Raw genomic sequence first — 16,942 nt, forward strand, 5'->3', positions numbered from 1 at the left:
TTCTCACCACCTGTTTAAGAACATATGTTTTTCAAAGTATTAATATTTTCTAATTAATCTTTAAGTTCGTCCAATCTTTCATAAAATCGAATTAATGATTTTCTCGCGTGTTTTAATTTCAAATTCCCTTCATCAAGTAGTATATCAAGATATTCCCGATTAACGACCATTTTTCCGTCATAAGCTATTGGTGCATCCATTTTCGCAGTCGTCATGATTTCTACAATATACCTCTTACTAGAAATCGATTTTATCGATGATGCCTTTAAACCGTTGTGATATGCAAGTTCCAACAGTTTTTTACTGGTATCTGCATTCCTTGATGCGACATGTAAGATTGGAGAATTCAATACAAAGGAGATTTTTTCAAAACTTTCAGATTTTTCAGAAATGGCTTGATCAATTTCATCGTAATTTGCATAATGGTGCCATTTTCCAAGCCATTTTGAGTGTATTTTTGGATTTTTACCCTTTGGAAACTCCATTATTCCGCATCTTCCAATGCAGCTGCTTGTTGTGTAGTAATTGTTAAATTCATTTATTTTATTCACCAAATACATAACTTCAAGGTCTACAAAGCCATTATCAAGGGCTGCTTGGAGTTTTTTCATTGTAAATTCTTTATCGTCGTCAAACATATTTTCACTCGTTTTTAGAATATGTTAACTTTCAAAAAATAATATAAAAACTTTAACTAAATTTTAAATTGATTTAAAATAATTAAAAACTAAAAAACATGAAAAATAGTATGATTAAAAGTTTACGGTCTTATCTGCTTCTTTTACGAAAGCTATTAAATCGTGCATCGTTGCAGGCGTAATTCCTTCAAGGAGTTCCTCTTCAGAAATTCCTCTTGCTTTACAACATGGGCCGCATGCTTTTACAACTGCCCCTGCTTCGATTGAATTTTCCAAAAGTTCAGAATAATCTGGAACTCCTGCTGGAGCTTGGTTTCTTTTGCCAACGTAAACCCCATCTTCGAGTAAGAAGATATTTACATCAATTCCTTCCAAAAGAGCGGTTAATGCAAATCTTAAAGCAGAATATGCTCGTTCTTTTCCATAAGGTGCATCCCCGATAATAACGGTAAATTTCAAACTTTCACCTTATTTTTTTATAACAATTTTAAATCCATCTGAACTTTCTTCTGAAGAAAGTATTTCGTGGCCTTTTTCTTCTACAAATCTTACGATATTTTGAAGAGCTGGTTTGTAGTCTCCAGTAACAGTTAATTCATCCCCTGAATTTAATGAATCTAATGCTTTTTTTGTTTTTAAAACCGGCATTGGACATACGGTTCCAGTAACGTCAAGTTCCATAGTATTACCTCCAAAGTTATATTAGAAAAACTAATATGTTTGCAAACATGAGTTTATTTTTTATTGAAGAGCTAAATTGCTACAATTTATATTTTTAAGCAGATTATATAAATATATTTATTAGAATATCTAATAAATCCTGAATTATTCTAAAAATTAATAATCTAAGAGCTCAAAATACTCGTAATCCAAAATATTATCTTTTACCATCCAAAGCTCCCGATATTTCTTAGAAAGTTCTATCAATCTCTTCAAAATATCTTTATCTGTTTTTCCGCGCTCGAAAAGTTCGTCAACTATTAAAAATAGTATTTCTTCGAGCTTTTTTCGCTCTTGAATATATTTTATTATATCGGGAATTATTTCAAGCAATTCTGTATTTTCTGCATTTTTTAGAAATTGATTCCTTAAAAACGAAGTAAATGTAAATAAATTTTTCTTTTCAATTTTTGTAAGTTCAAGCATGTTTTTTGCAGTATCCAATAATGTTACATCCGTTTTTACAAATTCATCCCATAAATTATGTTTTTTAATAATATCTTCAAAAATTTCTAAAATCTCATTTTTTTCCATTTTTGAAAGATTGAAAAATAATTCATCCCCATTTACATATTTTCCATTTTTATATGACTCTAAAAGTGCATATGCGTGTTTACAGTTGAATTGATAAGGACAGGTACATATCCCAGTATTTGTTTTTAAATCAACTTTTGTTATGTAGCTATCACTACCATAAACAGTTCCCTGAAGAGTATTTCCACGTTTTATACAGTATTTTACCATATTTTTTAAGAAATACTCTTTTCCCCGTTCTTGAACCCTTTCGTCGTAGATGTCGTTATCCATTTTATCACTAAATATAACAATGTTAAATATATCCAAATTCAAATTTATATGTGTATTCAGTGGAGGGGGAATATGAATCTTGCAAAAGAAGTTTCAATAGTCCTCGGCGGTGCTGCAGGACAGGGAATACAAACCATTGAAGAATCACTTACAAAAATATTAAAATTATCAGGATACAACGTATTTGCAACAAAAGAGTACATGTCAAGGGTTAGGGGCGGAATTAACACGACTGAAATTATAATATCCTCTGAAAAAAGGCGTTCTTTTTTAAAAAGAATAGATTTACTTGTAACGTTTAAAAAAGGCGTTTTAAATCATTTAAAAGATAGAATTTCTTATAAAACTATTATTTTGGGGGAAAAAGAAAATATCGATGAAGAATTTTTGAATAATAAGAATATTATCGATATTCCAATTCAAGACATAAGTAAGAAGATTGGAAACGTTTTATTTTCAAATACAGTCGGTTCTGGAATGATACTTGGAATTTTTGATTGCGATTTAGAGCTTTTTAATAGTTATCTGGAAGTTAAATTTTCCAAAAAAGGAGAAGAAATCGTTAACAAAAATTTGGAAGCTACAAAAGAAGGATACTTACTTGGAAAAAAAATTTTAAAAGATTTAGATTTAAAAATAGATCTTGAAAAGAATGATAAACTCAAAGATGAAATTGTATTAAGCGGTACTGAAGCTGTTGCACTTGGGGCTGCAAAAGCAGGCTGTAACTTTGTATCATTTTACCCAATGACTCCATCAACAGGAGTTTCCACATTTCTTGCAAGTCATTCAAAAGACCTTAGAATTATTGTTGAACAGGTTGAAGACGAAATCTCTGCAATAAATATGGCTATTGGTGCAAGTTATGCCGGTGCAAGAAGTCTTGTTACGACATCAGGAGGCGGATTTTCCCTAATGTGTGAAGCAATTAGCCTTTCAGGAATGACTGAAACTCCAGTTGTGATTTATCTTGCACAAAGGCCCGGACCATCAACAGGACTTCCAACGAGAACTGCACAAGGAGATCTGGAGTTAGCCATTTATTCTGGGCATGGTGAATTTCCAAGAATTATATATTCACCCGGAAAAATTGAAGATGCTCATGAAATAAGCCAGATCGCATTTAATATGGCCGATAAATACCAAGTTCCAGTTTTTATTTTATCTGATGAATATCTTGCAGATACATTTTACAATCTGTCAAATAATGAATTAAAAGATATAATAAAAGAAAATCACGTTTTAAAAACCAGATCTGACTACAAAAGGTACCAATTAACAGAAAATCCAGTTTCAAAACGAGGAATTCCAGGATATGGTGAAGGAATTGTACTAATATGTGGTAATGAACATGATGAATTTGGAGATATTACCGAAGATATTGATTTAGTAAATAAAATGACTAGAAAACGGAATAAAAAACTGAATTTAATTAAAAAAGAATCGATAGAACCCGAATTTATTGGAAATGAAAATTACAAAAACCTGATTGTTTCATGGGGTACCACTTACTACCCCATAAAAGATGCACTTGAAGAATTAAACTTAAAAGATACTGCATTTATACATTTCAGTCAGATTTATCCTATTTCAGAATCTGGTGAAAAATACTTGAAAAAAGCTGAAAAAGTAGTAAATATTGAATTAAATTATACTGGACAGCTTGGAAGACTTTTAAAGAGGGAATTTGGAATTGAAATGAATGATAGCATTTTAAAATACGATGGAAGAGTATTTTCGGTCGAAGAACTTTCTGAAAAAATTAAAAAAGTTTTGAGGGGGTGAATTTCATGGAAAATAATCCTTTTCAAAGAACTGAAAAAATAGATATTTCATGGTGTCCGGGATGTGGGAACTTTGCAATAAAAGCATCACTTTCAAATGCCCTGTCAAAACTGAATTTAAAACCGCAAAATGTTGCGATAATTTCTGGAATTGGGCAAGCTGGAAAAATGCCCCACTACATGTTTGTAAATGGTTTTCATACATTACATGGAAGAGCGATACCTGCTGCAACTGCCGTAAAAGCCACAAATCCAGAACTGACAGTAATTGCTGAAGGCGGCGATGGGGATATGTATGCAGAAGGTGGAAACCATCTTATTCATGCGATAAGAAGAAATCCAAATATCACAGTTTTAATACATAATAACCAGATATATGGGCTCACTAAAGGACAGGCATCTCCAACAACCCTTGTTTCAACGAAAACCCCAACTCAGCCGTGGGGGGTATTTGAAGAGCCACTAAATCCAATAGCACTTGCAATATCATTAAATGCATCTTTTGTAGCACGTACTTTTTCTGGAAACCTTGAAAAAACTGAAGAAATAATAATTAAAGCAATAAATCATAAAGGTTTATCAATAGTGGATATATTCCATCCCTGTCCGTCATTTAACAAAGTAAATACTCTTCAATGGTATAATGAAAATACCTATTTTTTAGAAGATCATGATGTAACAGATAGGAAAAAAGCCTTTGAAAAAGCACTTCAAACTGAAAAATATCCTCTTGGAATATTTTATACATGTGAAAAACCAGTATTTGAAGAAGTTGTTCCACCATACATTTCGGAAAAGACTCCGATATGGAAACGAGAACCAGATTTAGAAAAAATTGAAGAAATAATAAATTCAAAAAGAACTTAAAAACTAAATTACCACTTCAAATTATTATTAAAAATTTTTGTGAAAATTATGGAAAATTTAGAAAAAATAAACGAAATTATCGAAATATTTGGGCATTTTGACGTGGAATTTGCTAAACATATGGAAGAAAAAATAGATACACAATATTTCGTTATTGAAAACTTAAAAAACTCCATTAATCACGATGAAATGTTTATAAAACTCGTAATTTTAAATTCAATCGTAAGCTACCAGCTCTGCACTACTGGAGAACTCTGGTGGGAAGAATTTTCAGAATACTGGTCAAAAAATGAAGTTAATAATGAAAATTTAGGAGAAAAATACGTTAATTTCCTTGAAACTTCAAAAGGAAACCGACGGCTTTTAAATGTAAAAATAAAACGGATTGAAAAGATTATCCCGTTTCTTGAAAACTTAAATCTTTTGGATTTTAAAAATTATTATTCAAATATGGAAGAACTGCTTGAAAAACTATCAAAAAACTTAAATTCAAAGAAAAATGCTAAAACCATTGTCTTTGCGATAAAAATGTTTGGTTATGCATCAAGAATTGTATTTAACGAGTTTATTCCATATCCGATGGAAATTGAAATCCCAAAAGATTCGAGAATTGAAAAATACACCCTTAAATTTACCGATGAAAATCCGATAAAATTTTGGAACAGTATTTCTAAAACCACGAAAATTCCGCCATTACATATAGATTCAATAATATGGCCAGTTCTTGGGAGAAAGTTTAATTTTGAATCTTGCAATGGAATAATCGGTGAAAAATCAAAATATTTATTCAAATTACTTGAAATTTGATGCATTTGTAAAATTATATAAATTAGTGTTTTCAAAATTAAATATATTGGAAAAGGAGGTAGTTTTATGTCAGTTTGGAAATGCACTATCTGCGGATACGAATATGATGAAGAAAAAGAGGGGAAAAAGTTCTCAGAATTACCTGATACTTGGACATGCCCTATGTGCGGTGCCAAAAAATCCGCATTTGTAGAAAAAAAATAAAAATTTAAGCTTTATTACTTTTTTTAATGTATTTTATGTATTTTGCAGCATCCTTTATTCTTGACTGGAGGTGCGGAACGTCCATAATTTCGAATTTATTGTATTTATCGTGCATGTGAAATCTCAATGAAATCATTGACATTGTGTGTGCGATATCTTCGTCGTCGAGATTCATTGAAACTACGTCAATCCTGCTTAATAATTCACAGACAAAACCTTTAGTTCTATCCAGATCTTCATCGTCGAGATTCATTGCATAAATATCGAGCTCATCCATTATCTCGTAAACTGGCTTTTCAGGATTTTCTAAGAGGGATTTGACGATCTTGTTCGAAAGTTCTTTTAATTTAATTTCTTTTTTCATTTTGTACACCGGAACAGATGGAAAACTTGGGATTTTTACAGATTTTTATTTGCGATATTTTTAAAATACCTTCTCCAATTTGGGGTAACAGAATATTAATCTTTGCATTTTAAAAACACCCAATTTCAATGATTAACATTATTTAAAAGATACTATATAAACGTTAAAATCCAAATCAAGTCAAAAATTATAAAAAAAGAATTATTCTTCGTCGTCAAATTCGATTGTCGCATTTACTATGTTAAATTCTTTCCCGCCTTTCAATTTAACATTTCTTGATTCACATTTCGGGCATGCTACTTCGAGTTCATCTTTTGTATCCAAATTTCCTTCAAATTCACAGTCCATACAGAAAATTTTTGGCTTTACAATTTCTGCTTTTAATTCTGCACCTTTACATACAGTATCTTCCGAAATGACTTCAAAAACAAACTGTAACTGATCCACACTTAACAAAGTAAGGTCCCCAATTTCCAGATTAATGTCGTTTACTTTTATAACCTTTCTACCGAGTTCTTCTTGTTGTTTTACCGCATCAAGTATCGCGTTTAATACTGACGTTGCGTAGGAGAGTTCGTGCATTAGAAAACACCTCGTTTGTCAAGTCTTTCTAATACCATTTCTTTTACTTTTTCTTCTTTTCCGCTTGGAACAAAAATCTTGAAATTTACAACGATTCTTACAGTATCGTCCCCATCTGAAAGTTTACACTCTTCAAGATATGCTTTTTGTTTATCAAATCTTAAATAAAGTTTATTTTTCTCGATTCTGTTGTCCAATTCACTTTTTAATCGGTTTACATTTCTTTCATCACTTTTTATCAAATCAATGATATAATTAAAGACTAATTTTGCCTTTTTTCCAGAAATTTTAACCGTGTGAATTTCAATAGGATTTCCAAAATTTCCTTCTGTTTCAACAGTTTCGGTTTCCAAATCGTCTTCTTCGATTATTTCAGGTAAAAAGAAAACCATTGCGTCAAGAACTTTTTCTTCGTCTTCGGTTGCATTTGCAATCGTTGATATTGATATATTATTTACCATAACTATCCCATCTGATTTTAAATTTAAACAAAATATTGTAAAACAGGTTTAAATAAACTTTGAAATTTTTAAAATAATCGAAAAAAGAAAATAAAAAATTAAGTAAAAGAATTAAAATAAAGGAAATTTAATTATTTCGTTTTTTTGCCGTTAGCTCTGACACTTGGTCTTGCTTTTTCAGCACCTTTTCCTTTGTACATTAATCCTCTTCCTTTTTTACCAGCTGATGTTAAACCTCTGGTTACTCTACCTTTGTGGGTTCCTTTGCAGAGCCAGTTGTAGGATTTGTCGTTTTTAATTGATGGTTGGCATGGATCAACTAAGATAACTTCGTACCATTTTTGTTTTCCATCTTGTCCTACCCAGTAGGAGTTTAATACTTCCATGTTAGGGTATTTTTTAGCTGCTCTTTCTTCAGCAATTCTTTGAATGGATTTTGCCATTGTAATTTTGTTGATACCCATTGTTGCAGGTTTTTTGGAGTGTTTTGGTCTTGGTTTTCTTAAACCTCCTCTTCTAACACTAACTCTTACAACAACAATTCCTTGTTTTGCTTTGTATCCTAAGTTTCTAGCCCTATCAATTCTTGTAGGTCTTTCAATTCTTATAACTGAAGGTTCTTTTCTCCAGTCTTGCATTCTAGCCCATTGTAACTCTTTAACGTATGAGTTAGCAGGTACTTTCCATGCTTCTTTCACGTAGTTGTACATACTCATGGTATCACTTGTTTCGTCGATTTCTGTTTCTGGGTTCAGCTTAATGCTACATGCCCTACGGGAGTTCACCCGTCACTAAACTACTAGTATTACCTAGTCTTAACATCATGTATCTTGACACCTATATTAATTTAACGGCAAGTATATAAACGATGGACTAGAGAACAAGTTTAGAACTTGTACACTTTTTTACAACTATTAGTTTCTAATTTAAATTTGGTGAAAACATGGTCGACTACTTCGATTACAACAGTTTATTGACAAGAGCGCGAGAACAACTTCCAGAAGAAGTATTCAAAGATGTAAGGTTTGAAATCCCATCTGCAGACAGTTTTGTAGAAGGAAACAGGACCATTATTAAAAACTTCAAAGATATTGCAAAATTCATGGAAAGAGATGCACAAGAATTTGCAAAATACGTAATGAAAGAATTAGGTACTGCAGGAGACATTGAAGGAGTCAGATTAATCTTGCAAGGTAAATTCGGATGGAGAATGGTAAACGAAAAAATCCAAAATTACGTAAACGAATACGTACTCTGTCCAGAATGTGGAAAACCGGACACAAAAATCGTAAAAGAAGGAAGAATACACTTCTTGAAATGTACCGCTTGTGGTGCAATGAAACCAGTTAAGACATTATAAGTACTCTTTTTCTTCTTTTTTACTTAATTAACAAATTTTACATTTTTGGTGATATTATGAAAGGATTCTGCTACCGATGCGGTCATGAAGGCGAACTTCTTGAAGGCCTCTGTAAAATCTGCTACACCCACATGAATCCACTTATTGAACTCGATAACGAGATACACGTTGAAGTCTGCCATATGTGCGGATCATATAAACGAAAACTCTGGCAAGACCCTCAAAAAACGGAAACATATGCAATAATGGAAGAAATTGCTTATTTTGGAGTTAAAGATAATTTAAAAAAGGCAAATAAAAGTATTGATGTAGAAATAATGCCTCAAGAACCAAAACAGCTTCCGGGTGGAAAAAGATCACGTGTGGAAATTCCTGTTGTTGTTTTTGCAGAAGGAAGGCTTGTTGGGGAAGATAACGATAGAGATGAAGAAAGACATATTACCGTTTATCTTGATATGGTGCAGTGCCCAAGGTGCTCGAGATGTATGTCAAACTACTATGAAGGAACATTGCAGGTTAGAGCGATGAACCGGTTCTTAAATGATAAAGAAAGAATAGAGTTGGACGACTTCGTTAGAGATGAAGCTGGAAAACGACTTAATAAAGATAGGATGGCATTTATTTCAAAATATATCCCTCAAAAAGAAGGATTAGACTATCAGATGGGATCAATGGGTGCAATAAGAAATATTGCATCAGCTATAAAAGCAAAATACGGCGGAAAATCAATAGAAACTGCAAAACTCGTTGGAGTAGATAAAGATACTGGAAAAGACATGTATCGAATCACCGTTGCAGTTAGAATTCCAGAATTTAAAATTGGGGATATTATAGAATATAACGAAAAAATCTACGTTGTTTCTTCATTAAATGAAGCTAGAGTATATATGGAACCTGTCGAAATTGGAGATAAAATTGCACTTGCTTGGAACGAAATCGATAAATCTGCAAAATTAATTAAAAAAGGAGAAGATTGTGAAACGGCAACCGTTATTTCAATTACTCCTGACACAATAACTGCAATGGACGATTCAAATTACGAAATATACGAGTACAATAATTCGATTAAAGATTTAAAAGAAGGGAATAAATTAAGAATATTTAAAAATGAAGAAATTAACCGGATTTTAGAAATTATAGAATGAATAAAAAAAATAAAAAATTTTTTAATATAAACTATTCAATTTCTTCAACATAACATCCGGGCCCCACTTTCGTGTAGTAAACCGGACAGTTCCAGACTTCCTTAAAGATATTTTCGATATCAATTACGTGTTCTTTTTTAGGTATTGTAATAATTGCAGGTCCTGAACCACTAATCGTTATACCATAGACTAAATCTTTTACCTTTTCTTTAACTTCTGCATATCCGTCAATTAAATTAGCTCTGCAGGGTTCAACAACGCAGTCTTTTGACATATATCTTCCAAAAAGTTCTAAATCGTTGTTGTATAATGCATAAACCATTCCTGCAGCTTTTCCAACATTGTTTACCATATATTTTATTGGGATTTCTTTTGGAAGTATTTCTCTTGCGGTTTTCGTACTTACCTGAATGTTTGGAAGTGCAACTAAAACTTCAATATCTACCGGGATATGAAGTACTTCTAATGGATCATAGCTTGTTGTAAGTGTAAATCCTCCAAAAATTGCAGGGGCCACATTATCTGCGTGAGGAGCGCCTGCTGCAACTGCTTCTCCAAGTGATGAATATTTAACAAGTTCTAATTTTGATAATTTCAACTCAAAAAGTTCATTCAATGCAAAAGCAACTCCTGCACAGGATGCAGAACTGCTTCCAAGACCGCTTCCAGGCTTTATTCCCTTATTTATATGGATGTGAATTCCAGATTGTATATTAAAATCTTCCATCATCTTTTTAGCAACTACTCCTGCGGTATTTTCATCCACGTTTGTAGGTATTTCTTCTGCTTTTTCCCCTTCAACAGAAATAATAATTCCTTTTTCCGTTTTTTCAACTTCCAATATGTCGTATGGCTTTGAAAGAGCAAGCCCGAAAATATCATACCCTGGACCGAGATTTGCAGAAGTTCCGGGAGAACATACTTTTACTTTTTTCATAATACCACCAAAATAATCCTAAATATCGTTATTACTTACTAAACAATAAGTAAAAATAGATATAAAAATGCTACTCTGAATTTTAATCTTTCGAAATTAACAAAAAAGGAATTATTAGGAATATTAATTAAATAATGCATAGAATTTTCCGTTTCTCGTTCCAAAATAGATTGTTCCGTTTTCATCTATCGTTGGGGTAGATATTATCCAACTTCCGGTCTCAAAGTTCCATTTTTCGGTTCCATCGGGGTTTATTGCATAGAGATGACCATCATATGAACCAAAATAGATTGTTCCAGTGTTTCCAATTACTGGGGAAGATTCAATACGTTTTTCTGTTTTAAAACGCCACTTTTCGGTTCCATCGGGGTTTATTGCATACAGGTAACCATCAAGTGAGGTTACATATATTGTTCCATCTTCTGAAATTGCAGGCCTTGTAACAATCCAGTAACCCGCATAGAAGTTCCATTTTTCGGTTCCGTCAGGGTTTATTGCATAGACTTTGTCTGAACCAAAATAGATTGTTCCAGTGTTTCCAATAGATATTGCAGAAGTTATCGCGTCTTTTGTTTTAAAACGCCACTTTTCGGTTCCATCGGGGTTTATTGCATATAAATAATGGTCATTTGAACCAACATATATTGTTCCATCTTCTGAAACTATTGGTGTTGCATATATTGCCTTATTGGTTTTAAAACGCCACTTTTCGGTTCCGTCAGGGTTTATTGCATACAAGTAACCATCAAGTGAGGTTACATAAAGTATATCTTCAAAAATCGTAAAATCAGAGGCTATTGCTTTTTTTGTACCAAATTTCCATTTTTCGGTTCCGTCAGGGTTTATTGCATAGACTTTGTCTGAACCAAAATAGATTGTTCCATCTTTTCCAATAGATGGCTTACACTCGATTATTTCATCAGATTTAAAAGACCATTTTATTGAGCCGTCAGGATTTATCGCATAAAGATTTTTATCTCCCGAACCCACATATATGGTACCGTTTTTAGCAAGAATTGGACTTGAATCGATACTGTTTCCGATCAAAAACTCCCATTTAATTTTACAATCAATTACGCCCCCACGCAACATGATATCCCCCTGTATGTCTTTTGCAATTTATTATACATTTGTGCATATAACTTATATATCATTTTTCATTGCCTTTGATTAAATCTAAACTATTTTAAATTAAAAAACAGAGAAGTATTATTGAGAATAGTTAGTTAAAAACTAAAGAGGGGACAATAGTGGTTAAAAAAATAACCGGTGATGATGTATTAATTCCGCTGGAAACTCCAGAATCAATGCATAAAGAATATATACAAAATTACCTGAATCTTACAAGAAATACGGGCAATTTGATGCTTTTTGCAGGCGATCAGAAGATCGAACATTTGAACGAAGATTTTTACGGAAAAGATATTTCAAAAGATGATGCAGATCCGGAACACCTGTTTAAAATTGCTGAAAATTCAAAAATAGGTGGTTTTGCGGTTCAGTTTGGATTATTATCCAGATACGGCAGAGATCATAAGGATATAAATTACATTGTAAAATTAAATTCAAAAACGAATCTTGTAGACACGAATCAGAAAGACCCTTTAAGCCGTGCATTACTGGATATTAACGATATTTTGGAATTTAAGAAAAATTCTGGAATTAATATAGTTGGAGTAGGATACACAATATATCTTGGAAGTGAATATGAATCAGAGATGCTTTCTGAGGCTTCAAAAATAATTTATGAAGCTCATAAAGGGGGACTTGTTGTAATTCTCTGGATTTACCCGAGGGGAAAAGCCGTAAAAGATGAAAAAGACTCAGAACTAATTTCTGGAGCTACGGGTGTTGCAGCGTGTCTTGGAGCTGATTTTGTAAAAGTAAATTACCCAAAATCAGAAAATCCTGCAGAATCATTTAAAGAAGCCGTTATGGCTGCCGGAAGAACTAAAGTAGTCTGTGCAGGCGGATCAAGTACAGATATTGAATCATTTTTAAAACAGCTCTACGAACAGATTCACATAAGCGGAGCGTCAGGAAATGCCACTGGAAGAAACATCCATCAAAAATCATTATCAGATGCCGTTTCAATGTGTAATGCGATATATGCAATAACAATTGACGGAAAAACTGTTTCAGAAGCTTTAAATATATACAACGAAAGAAAATCTTAAAAGGTGATACCATGGATATGGAAATGATACTCGGGCTTATAGATACTCTTGAAAAAAAAGGTGTAGGAATTCAGCTATCTGTTGAAAACCAGAAAACCGTTGAAATTTCGATAAAAAATAAAAATGTAGACATAAATATCGTAGACCCATCAAAAATAGGAAAATTGATAAAAGAACTTAATATTAAGACGGATTAATCCTTAACCATTTCTTTTAATATGAAATCTTTCTTTTCTATTGCCATGTCGCATGTTTTTCTAACTTTTTCTTTCATTTCTTCAAAGTTATCAGGTTTTTGCTCACCAACCACTTTTTTAACTGGTGTGTATGCAGCTTCTCTGAATTTTGGAATTAAAAGTTCTTTTTCGCCATTTTCGTCAATTAAATAGCTAACGTCTCCTTCTTTGACAACTCCAATCTGTTTAGCACCAGTTTTTTCCATTATTCCTCCAGCTTTGTCTTCAGGAGCAATTATCAAAAGGCTGTCAATTGAAACACCCAATGGATCAATATTTAATTTTTGAAGCATTTCCAAGACTTTCGGGTTTACGAGTTCATTAACTTTTTCCTTGTAGATTTCAAGTGAAACTTTTGCGGTGTTTGTGATCTCGAATGCATCGCCCCTTAATCCACCATTTGTAACGTCAGTCATTACGTGAATGTGTTTTAAAAGATCGTTTTCAATCAAATTTTTGCATGATTTTAAAAAATCAACATTGATCGTTTCTTTTATAACGTCAAACATTCCATAGTAAAGCGCAGTTGTAGAAATTGTTCCACCACCGCTTCCTTCAGTCATTAAAATTACGTCACCAACTTCTGCTCTTTTCCTTGCAGTTGGTTCCCCTTTTCCAATTATTCCGATTGCACCAACAGCACTGACCATCCTGTCCCCTAAAACCATGTCACCGCCAACTCTTAAGGTACTTCCAGCAACAAGGGGCACATTTACAGCTTCAGAAACTGCACAGATTCCTGCGGTGTAATCAAATATTTTTGAAACATCTCCATCGTCTGCAAGGTGAATGTCACTTATAACTGCGACTGCATCTGCACCCATTACGTAAACGTCCCTTAATGCAGCTCTTGCAACGTGAAATCCTGCAATAAATGGAAAATCACTTAATCTTGAATGTGTTCCATCAACTGCAACCACAACGTGTTCCGCATTTGCTTTTACAACTCCTGCATCGTCCTGTTCAGTACTGTCGACTTCAGTTTCTAAATTTGTACTTTCAATAATTCTCGCAATTTCGCGGTGAACAAAAAAATCGCCTTCTCCTCGGCTTCCAACACCCATTTTTCCCATTGTAATTCCGGATTCTGGGCAGTCAAGTAAATATTTTAAATTTTTATCTTCTGATTCATGGTATTTTTCAGTTGTCTTTACTTCTTCGACTACTGCTTCGACAAATCTTCTTGCCCATCCCTCATCAGTGTCTTTAACTTCGATTACTTTTTTAAAACCGTCTTCAATGATTTTAGACTCTGAAATTCCCTTTTTCAGACACTTTCTTACGTACCTTTCGATATCCATTCTTTCACCGGCATATAAAAAAATAAAATAAATAAAATGTTTGATAATTAAAAAAATAAAAATTAGTTTCCAAGTTTTAAAATAGCTTCAGCTAAATCCCCATTAGCTTCTTCTAATGCTTTTTTAGCTTCTTCTTTTGAAACTCCGCACTGGCTTGAAACCATTTCGATGTCTTCTTCAGTTACTTCGACTTTTACTTCAACGTCTTCAATTTTTTCTTCTGCTTTTGCTACTTTCTTAGCTTTTCCGGTAATCGAATAAGTTTTATTTCCCAGCATGTCCATTACCTGAACTTTTGGTTTTTCAAAGACCAAAATTGTGTCTTCTAGTTCGATTGTAACCTTGACAGCTTTTAAATCTTCGGCATCCATTCCGAAATCTTTCATCATTTTCTGCATTTGTTTCATCATTCTTGGATTAAACTTTCCTCCGCCAGGAAACATGATAAACACCTCATAATTAGTTCGAATATGTTTAGAATAACTATAATTTGATAACATGATATAAAAACTTATAATAAATTAAAATCGGATTGTACAACCATTCAAAACCAATAATTCCATAAATCAAAATATTTTAATTAATTTTTGTTGCTAATCAGGAATTTTTAGACTTTTTTTACAAAGATCCACTCTACTATTTTTATATAGTATTTTGTCATAATTTTGGTATCTTAATCAGAAGAGGAATACTATGGATGCAAAACTCATGAACATCAATGACAAAGAATTAATTAAGAAATCTATTCAGACAATCCAAAAACTCTCTGAAAAACTGGATGATGTAAAAATAATGCACGTTTGTGGATCACACGAACATACAATTTGTAAATACGGAATAAGAGATGTTTTACCGGATAATATTACGGTTGTTCCAGGACCAGGATGTCCTGTGTGTGTTACAACACAGAAAGAAATTGATGAAGCAATGTACCTTGCTGAACAGGGATACACAATTGCAACCCTTGGAGACATGTATCGAGTTCCAGGAAGTGAAAAATCCTTAATGCAACTCCAGTCGGAAGGTGCAGACGTAAAAATTGTTTACGGAATTGGGGATGCAGTGAAACTTGCAAAAAAACAGGATGAAAAAGTAGTATTTGTTGCAATCGGATTTGAAACTACTGCTCCAACAACTGCCGCAGAATTATTAAATAAACCTGAAAATTTCTACATTTTAAATTCGCACAGACAAACTCCGCCAGTAATGGGATTTTTACTTGGGGGCGGAACCTCGCTTAACCTAGATGGATTTATATGTCCAGGACACGTTTCAACGATTACAGGATTAAAACCATATTACGACCCTTGTAAAACGTACAATGCACCAATGGTTGTTGCAGGCTTTGAACCAATCGATGTAATGGCTTCAATCGTGATGATTTTAAAACAGCTCGTAAAAGGCGACGCTAAAGTTGAAAATGAGTACACAAGAGGAGTTAAAGAAGAAGGAAACGTGATTGCACAAAAAATTATGAATAAAGTTTTTGAACCATCAGACGTTGCATGGAGAGGCTTTCCTGTCATCAAAGATGGCGGTATGAAATTAAGAGAAGAATTCAAAAAATACGATGTTCATGAAAATATTGATATTCCGGATATTAAAGAAGTAATAAACAAAGCATGTATTTGCAGTGAAATTTTAAGAGGAGAAAAACTTCCGCATGACTGTAAATTATTTGGAAAAACCTGCGATCCGATGAATCCAGTTGGAAGCTGCATGGTTTCTGACGAAGGAACTTGCAGAATCTTTTACAAATACAGTAAATTCAGATAAATACAATAGTTCTTTTTTATTTTTACAGCGCTATTTTTGAAAATATTCCGTATTTTAAAATTAAAAATCCAACCAGAATCGGTTGGTGGATTATATAAATAAAAAGCGTGTGTTGTCCCATATAACAGACTTTACTAAAAATTTTATTTTTAAAAATTTCAAATGAATACTTTGAAACCCCGTTTTTGTAATATTTTTCTGAAAAACCCATTCCAAGTAAATAAATTCCAAACCACGGAAAAATTGGAAAATAATCAAGCGTGTAAAAGTTGGTTGGCATTATTCCAAGGGAGAGTAAATATGGGGTTTCTAAAACCATTCCTCTAAATAATAATCCAGCACTTAGAAAGATAATGGCAAAAACTAGATTTATTTTTTCAAATCGATAGAATATAATTCCTAAAAGGCCTGAAATTGCTAAAAAATGAATAATTCCAAAATATATCGTTCCGGATGTTAAAAAACGGCTCGTAATAATTGTTATCAATACTGAAACTGCAAAAAGTTTTAAAAAACGAATAAAGTAGTGTTTGTAATTTAAATTATTAGATACAACTTTTTTTGAAAAACTGATGTTAAAAGAAACACCTGAAATGAATATAAATATGGATGCTACATAAAGAGCGAAAATACTCCAAAATAACAGATTTTCAGAATATCCTAAAAAATATTTTAAATCGGTTACAAAATTCGAAATAACCATCAAAATTATGGCAATTCCCCTAAAAAAGTCAATTTCCAAATACCTGTTTTTCTGCATAATTTTGATATAAATT

The 16,942-nt window shown here is 32.7% G+C and carries 22 protein-coding genes; 9 read left to right on the forward strand and 13 right to left on the reverse strand.

From position 1 onward, the window contains the following. Window positions 1-53: 53 nt before the first annotated feature. From taw3 to MMARC5_RS06945, 4 genes are all read right to left on the reverse strand, one after another. The gene (taw3, locus tag MMARC5_RS06930; protein WP_011869113.1) at window positions 54-638 is read right to left on the reverse strand and encodes a tRNA(Phe) 7-((3-amino-3-carboxypropyl)-4-demethylwyosine(37)-N(4))-methyltransferase Taw3; all 585 of its coding nucleotides are present in this window, start codon (window positions 636-638) and stop codon (window positions 54-56) included. Window positions 639-752: 114 nt separating this feature from the next. After that, window positions 753-1,097: a DsrE/DsrF/TusD sulfur relay family protein gene (locus tag MMARC5_RS06935; RefSeq protein WP_011869114.1), complete on the reverse strand. Its 345-nt coding sequence runs from the start codon at window positions 1,095-1,097 to the stop codon at window positions 753-755. Window positions 1,098-1,106: 9 nt separating this feature from the next. Continuing rightward, complete coding sequence (locus MMARC5_RS06940; RefSeq protein ID WP_011869115.1) at window positions 1,107-1,319, reverse strand: sulfurtransferase TusA family protein; 213 nt, start codon at window positions 1,317-1,319, stop codon at window positions 1,107-1,109. Between the two features lie 156 nt (window positions 1,320-1,475). After that, on the reverse strand, window positions 1,476-2,165 hold the full coding sequence (locus MMARC5_RS06945) for an SWIM zinc finger family protein (RefSeq protein WP_011869116.1): 690 nt from the start codon (window positions 2,163-2,165) through the stop codon (window positions 1,476-1,478). Between the two features lie 72 nt (window positions 2,166-2,237). Between MMARC5_RS06945 and MMARC5_RS06950 the strand changes: the two genes are divergently transcribed. The 4 genes from MMARC5_RS06950 to MMARC5_RS06965 all read left to right on the forward strand — a co-directional run bounded on the left by MMARC5_RS06950 (window position 2,238) and on the right by MMARC5_RS06965 (window position 5,827). Then, complete coding sequence (locus MMARC5_RS06950) at window positions 2,238-3,950, forward strand: 2-oxoacid:acceptor oxidoreductase subunit alpha (protein WP_011869117.1); 1,713 nt, start codon at window positions 2,238-2,240, stop codon at window positions 3,948-3,950. Between the two features lie 5 nt (window positions 3,951-3,955). Further along, on the forward strand, window positions 3,956-4,816 hold the full coding sequence (locus MMARC5_RS06955) for a thiamine pyrophosphate-dependent enzyme (protein WP_011869118.1): 861 nt from the start codon (window positions 3,956-3,958) through the stop codon (window positions 4,814-4,816). A 48-nt stretch (window positions 4,817-4,864) separates the two neighbouring features. Further along, entirely contained in the window at window positions 4,865-5,623 is a 759-nt protein-coding gene (locus MMARC5_RS06960; protein ID WP_011869119.1) for an N-glycosylase/DNA lyase, read from the forward strand. A 66-nt stretch (window positions 5,624-5,689) separates the two neighbouring features. Continuing rightward, a complete protein-coding gene (locus MMARC5_RS06965; RefSeq protein ID WP_011869120.1) occupies window positions 5,690-5,827 on the forward strand; it encodes a rubredoxin in 138 nt (45 codons plus the stop codon). A 4-nt stretch (window positions 5,828-5,831) separates the two neighbouring features. On the opposite strand, the gene MMARC5_RS06970 is transcribed toward MMARC5_RS06965, so the two are convergent. The 4 genes from MMARC5_RS06970 to MMARC5_RS06985 form a co-directional block, all read right to left on the reverse strand. After that, window positions 5,832-6,191, reverse strand: coding sequence for a hypothetical protein (locus MMARC5_RS06970; RefSeq protein WP_011869121.1), 360 nt, complete (start codon window positions 6,189-6,191; stop codon window positions 5,832-5,834). Between the two features lie 201 nt (window positions 6,192-6,392). Then, window positions 6,393-6,773 carry a hydrogenase maturation nickel metallochaperone HypA gene (gene hypA, locus MMARC5_RS06975; protein ID WP_011869122.1) on the reverse strand — a complete coding sequence of 127 codons (381 nt, stop codon included), beginning with the start codon at window positions 6,771-6,773 and terminating at the stop codon, window positions 6,393-6,395. Beyond that, on the reverse strand, window positions 6,773-7,234 hold the full coding sequence (locus MMARC5_RS06980) for an RNA-binding domain-containing protein (protein ID WP_011869123.1): 462 nt from the start codon (window positions 7,232-7,234) through the stop codon (window positions 6,773-6,775). Before MMARC5_RS06980 ends, hypA begins: the two co-directional genes overlap by 1 nt. Before the next feature lie 131 nt (window positions 7,235-7,365). Further along, window positions 7,366-7,950, reverse strand: a complete 585-nt coding sequence (locus MMARC5_RS06985; protein WP_011869124.1) for a 50S ribosomal protein L15e — start codon at window positions 7,948-7,950, stop codon at window positions 7,366-7,368. A 227-nt stretch (window positions 7,951-8,177) separates the two neighbouring features. Between MMARC5_RS06985 and MMARC5_RS06990 the strand changes: the two genes are divergently transcribed. Together MMARC5_RS06990 and MMARC5_RS06995 are read left to right on the forward strand one after the other, a co-directional pair. Beyond that, window positions 8,178-8,594, forward strand: a complete 417-nt coding sequence (locus MMARC5_RS06990) for a translation initiation factor IF-2 subunit beta (protein WP_011869125.1) — start codon at window positions 8,178-8,180, stop codon at window positions 8,592-8,594. Between the two features lie 56 nt (window positions 8,595-8,650). Next, window positions 8,651-9,739: a 60S ribosomal export protein NMD3 gene (locus tag MMARC5_RS06995; protein WP_011869126.1), complete on the forward strand. Its 1,089-nt coding sequence runs from the start codon at window positions 8,651-8,653 to the stop codon at window positions 9,737-9,739. A 31-nt stretch (window positions 9,740-9,770) separates the two neighbouring features. On the opposite strand, the gene MMARC5_RS07000 is transcribed toward MMARC5_RS06995, so the two are convergent. Together MMARC5_RS07000 and MMARC5_RS07005 are read right to left on the reverse strand one after the other, a co-directional pair. Beyond that, window positions 9,771-10,676, reverse strand: coding sequence for a homoserine kinase (locus MMARC5_RS07000; RefSeq protein ID WP_011869127.1), 906 nt, complete (start codon window positions 10,674-10,676; stop codon window positions 9,771-9,773). Window positions 10,677-10,799: 123 nt separating this feature from the next. Continuing rightward, complete coding sequence (locus MMARC5_RS07005) at window positions 10,800-11,768, reverse strand: outer membrane protein assembly factor BamB family protein (RefSeq protein WP_011869128.1); 969 nt, start codon at window positions 11,766-11,768, stop codon at window positions 10,800-10,802. 158 nt (window positions 11,769-11,926) lie between these two features. Between MMARC5_RS07005 and MMARC5_RS07010 the strand changes: the two genes are divergently transcribed. Beyond that, on the forward strand, window positions 11,927-12,853 hold the full coding sequence (locus tag MMARC5_RS07010) for a beta/alpha barrel domain-containing protein (protein WP_011869129.1): 927 nt from the start codon (window positions 11,927-11,929) through the stop codon (window positions 12,851-12,853). Window positions 12,854-12,864: 11 nt separating this feature from the next. After that, window positions 12,865-13,050, forward strand: coding sequence for a hypothetical protein (locus MMARC5_RS07015; protein ID WP_011869130.1), 186 nt, complete (start codon window positions 12,865-12,867; stop codon window positions 13,048-13,050). Here MMARC5_RS07015 and MMARC5_RS07020 read toward each other — a convergent pair. After that, window positions 13,047-14,390, reverse strand: coding sequence for an AIR synthase-related protein (locus MMARC5_RS07020; protein ID WP_011869131.1), 1,344 nt, complete (start codon window positions 14,388-14,390; stop codon window positions 13,047-13,049). The two genes, MMARC5_RS07015 and MMARC5_RS07020, sit on opposite strands and share 4 nt — an antisense overlap. 62 nt (window positions 14,391-14,452) lie before the next feature. Beyond that, entirely contained in the window at window positions 14,453-14,833 is a 381-nt protein-coding gene (locus MMARC5_RS07025; RefSeq protein WP_011869132.1) for a nascent polypeptide-associated complex protein, read from the reverse strand. Between the two features lie 250 nt (window positions 14,834-15,083). Between MMARC5_RS07025 and hypD the strand changes: the two genes are divergently transcribed. Continuing rightward, on the forward strand, window positions 15,084-16,166 hold the full coding sequence (gene hypD / locus MMARC5_RS07030; RefSeq protein WP_011869133.1) for a hydrogenase formation protein HypD: 1,083 nt from the start codon (window positions 15,084-15,086) through the stop codon (window positions 16,164-16,166). Window positions 16,167-16,188: 22 nt separating this feature from the next. Here hypD and MMARC5_RS07035 read toward each other — a convergent pair whose 3' ends face one another. After that, entirely contained in the window at window positions 16,189-16,926 is a 738-nt protein-coding gene (locus MMARC5_RS07035) for a heparan-alpha-glucosaminide N-acetyltransferase (protein ID WP_011869134.1), read from the reverse strand. Window positions 16,927-16,942: the final 16 nt, after the last annotated feature.

It is taken from the genome of Methanococcus maripaludis C5 (genome assembly GCF_000016125.1).
Taxonomy (GTDB): Archaea; AGJL01; Methanococci; order Methanococcales; family Methanococcaceae; genus Methanococcus; species Methanococcus maripaludis_D.